The organism is Mycobacterium sp. 4D054, assembly GCF_052245755.1.
GTDB lineage: Bacteria > Actinomycetota > Actinomycetes > Mycobacteriales > Mycobacteriaceae > Mycobacterium.
The window spans coordinates 1-663 of sequence record NZ_JBQQCF010000167.1 but is presented as its reverse complement, the minus strand read 5'-3'; the positions used below and the strand labels follow the sequence as shown (position 1 = coordinate 663).

Here is a 663-nt window from a genome sequence, read left to right as displayed (position 1 = left end):
CGTCGGCATCCTGCACGGCTGCCTGCGCCACCACACCGCCTACGACGAACACAAAGCCTGGGCACACCGCCAGCCCACCCCAGATACCCAAGCCGCTTGACAACCTACGGTCCTGGGATGTCTAGCCACGTTCCCCACAATGCGCCGGCCGGTTGGCGAATGAACAGCGTCTGCGCCAACGACGCCAGCTCCGGATCTGAGGCCAGATCGGTCACAATGCGGTCCTCGGCCGTGGCGTCGCCCTGGATCAGCACCGCCCCTTCAGTGGTGACACCGCTGCCGGTCGGCTCCGAGAACAACAGGCTGACCTTCGGATTGCGACGGATGTTGTAGGCCTTCTGCGGCAGCCCAATGCTGGTGCCCAACAAGAACCGGCCATCGGGGAGCAGCCGCGGGCTCACCGGCCAGGTCTGCGGCGAACCGTCACGTGCGATCGTGGTGAACTCGCACGTGAAGTACTTCTCGATGATCTCGACGGCAGCCGATGCCACAGCGTGAGTTTATGCTCGGCGCTCGGCAGGGGGCGACGAAATAGCACTAACCTCGACGTTTCGTGAAATAGGCTGTTGACACGACCTGTAATGCACGGAAGTGCCTGTCCTGTTTGAGAAAATGTGACTTGTCTAGGGTCCATGTTCACAAAGCGGGAAGGCACTCCGTAGG

At 61.8% G+C, this 663-nt stretch carries 1 protein-coding gene; it reads right to left on the bottom strand.

Annotation, left to right across the window (positions count from 1 at the left end; translation table 11 throughout):
• Positions 1 to 104 precede the first annotated feature (104 nt).
• On the bottom strand, positions 105 to 491 hold the full coding sequence (locus ACTWP6_RS30415; protein WP_260754784.1) for a pyridoxamine 5'-phosphate oxidase family protein: 387 nt from the start codon (positions 489 to 491) through the stop codon (positions 105 to 107).
• Between the last annotated feature and the right edge of the window lie 172 nt (positions 492 to 663).